Raw genomic sequence first — 2263 nt, 5'->3', positions numbered from 1 at the left:
AATTGAGCTGTAACGTTATTTTATTGTTGAATCTCAAAAAATAAACATGTGTATATTTTTATTGACTCATAGTTCGACTTTCCTATATATAGAATATCAACTGGGGGGTAACAATTTTAATTGCACAGCAATGCCATTTCATCGTAAACTATCATTGTCGCTGTTCCAAAAGTTACAATAACAACTAAACATTTATTGAACACCCGGTCTGCATATAAAGAATTATTAAAAACGAAAACAGTACTTAAGCTAATGAGACATGTGATATATCACACCAATATTACAAAGAACTCCGCTACCACGTTGAAAAGAGAAAAGAGAGTGTATATGATCACACACACAGAATACATTCAGAATTCTTAGCATGTAGTAGTATGGATATATCACGCGGCTTAATATGATTCAATCTAATCCTTTGTCAAGATTCATCCAACAAGTCTTTCACGTTCAAAATTTAGGTTCGAAAATGTTTTATATACGAATCTGAAATAACGCCTGATACGTCGCTTTGGTTTTTGCTGTTTTCTCCACTAATATAGCTATCTGGTGACAAACTCTGTTAGCGTGTAGAAATCAAGCCTAGCTCACAAGCCAGAGAATGACCATCAGCTATGTATCATGTGATGTGGATACTATTCGTGTATATTTTAAATGTAGAAGTTATATACGCCTGTCTGGTTTGTGCATTCTATTGTTTTCTACCAACGTTTTAAACACATTGAAATTATCTTCACTGGATGAAAATACAGCTATAGACTGGTGATTTGCCGAATTCTAATGAATTATAAGAAAAGTGCCAAATTAGAATTCAATATTCTGCATTGCCATTGTAAGGTTCGTATTTTGTAAGTGTTTATTGACACACTTGTCACATATTATGATTGATAATGACTAGCTGAAGTAAGTTGGAAATTATTAAAAAGTTTCAAGAAATGGCTGACGAAGTAGAAGAGGTGAATGATGTTTGCGGGGAATGGTGTGATTTGATTTGAAGGACGAGTGGCATAATAGCAACATGTGAGTAATCTTTCGAAAATTTGATTGGCCCTGAAAAGGGCCTTTGTCTGCCCAGTGCAGCTGGTGTTGGTTCAATCAATCACTCCTTCTTGGCGGTCTTCTTCTTTGGTGTTTTAGTTTTTGGTTTCGGTTTCGCGGCCTTCTTTGGGGTCTTCTTGGCAGCAGTCTTTGTTTTAGTGGCCCCCGTAGCTTTTGGCTTGGTGGTCTTCTTGGTCTTTTTATCGTCTTTCTTCACCGATTTCTTTGCCACCGCTGCCTTCTTCGGTGTACTTTTAGGTTTCGGAGCTTTGGGTTTTGCCGCTGCTTTTGGTTTAGTAACTTTCTTTGGCGCAGGCTTCTTTTTCTCAATTTTTTCTTTCTCGCCTATGCGGAAGGACCCAGATGCACCCGTACCTTTGGACTGCTTTAGAGAACCAGATTTAACACCATTACGGAGAGCTATCTTCAAATGGCTGTTAACTGATTTCGCATCTGCTCCCACACTATAGTTCGCTATTATGTATTTCAAGATCGCTTGACGGGACGATCCACCACGCTCTTTCAGGGTCGTCACTGCAGTTTTCACCATTTCGCTATATTTCGGATGAGCAACAGGCTTCTTGGGCTTTGCAGCAGACTTCTTGGGAGTTGTTGACATGGTGTCGACGAGTAATTCTTCACTACGAAAACAAGACAAGCTTCAGTGCGATGTATGCACAAAAAACACAAAATGTGAATGGCTACTATAGACAAATCCCACATATATCAGGAAGAACGATGGGCGCGGACCGTATTGAAAACATCCCATTTTGTGACTGGACAATTCGACCCGAAGTGTTGCTTTCTGTGTGCTTTTGTAATGCAGAATGGCTTCAATAAATCAATCTGTATTGGATTTTGCAATGTGTTTTCAGTATGACCGTTTAGTTTAATACTTTAGCTCTATTGTGAACTAATTTCAGCCATGTTGCGATAGTGTCTAGGCAAATAACGACTTTTGAAAGAGGACGATCACTTCGAAATTCCATCAGTATTCCTACAAATTCTCATTTTATTATTTTACGGTTCAACATTAATGTTATGACACAGAGTATACTTGTTGGGGAATATCAATACAATACATGGAGAATACCGTTAATATATTAAACTACGAAATAATGGAGTTATTAACCATTCTAGACCACCTCTGAAAACACATATGGCGCAATTCGCCAAATTTCGGATCAACAGTACGGTACAAAATAGTTGTGGTATTTCTCATTGATTA

General features: G+C 37.8%; 1 protein-coding gene. It reads right to left on the bottom strand.

Annotated elements, in window-relative coordinates:
- Positions 1 to 1096: 1096 nt before the first annotated feature.
- A complete protein-coding gene (locus BOW06_RS12800) occupies positions 1097 to 1654 on the bottom strand; it encodes a histone H1/H5 family protein (RefSeq protein WP_078453722.1) in 558 nt (185 codons plus the stop codon).
- Between the last annotated feature and the right edge of the window lie 609 nt (positions 1655 to 2263).

Origin of the sequence: Solemya velum gill symbiont (genome assembly GCF_002020255.1) — a bacterium.
Classification (GTDB): domain Bacteria; phylum Pseudomonadota; class Gammaproteobacteria; order Chromatiales; family Chromatiaceae.
This window is presented reverse-complemented; position numbering and strand designations above follow the sequence as displayed.

Coding starts and splice junctions, on each gene's coding strand:
- BOW06_RS12800 (WP_078453722.1), bottom strand. CDS start 1,654: ATGTCAACAACTCCCAAGAAGTCTGCTGCAAAGCCCAAGAAGCCTGTT.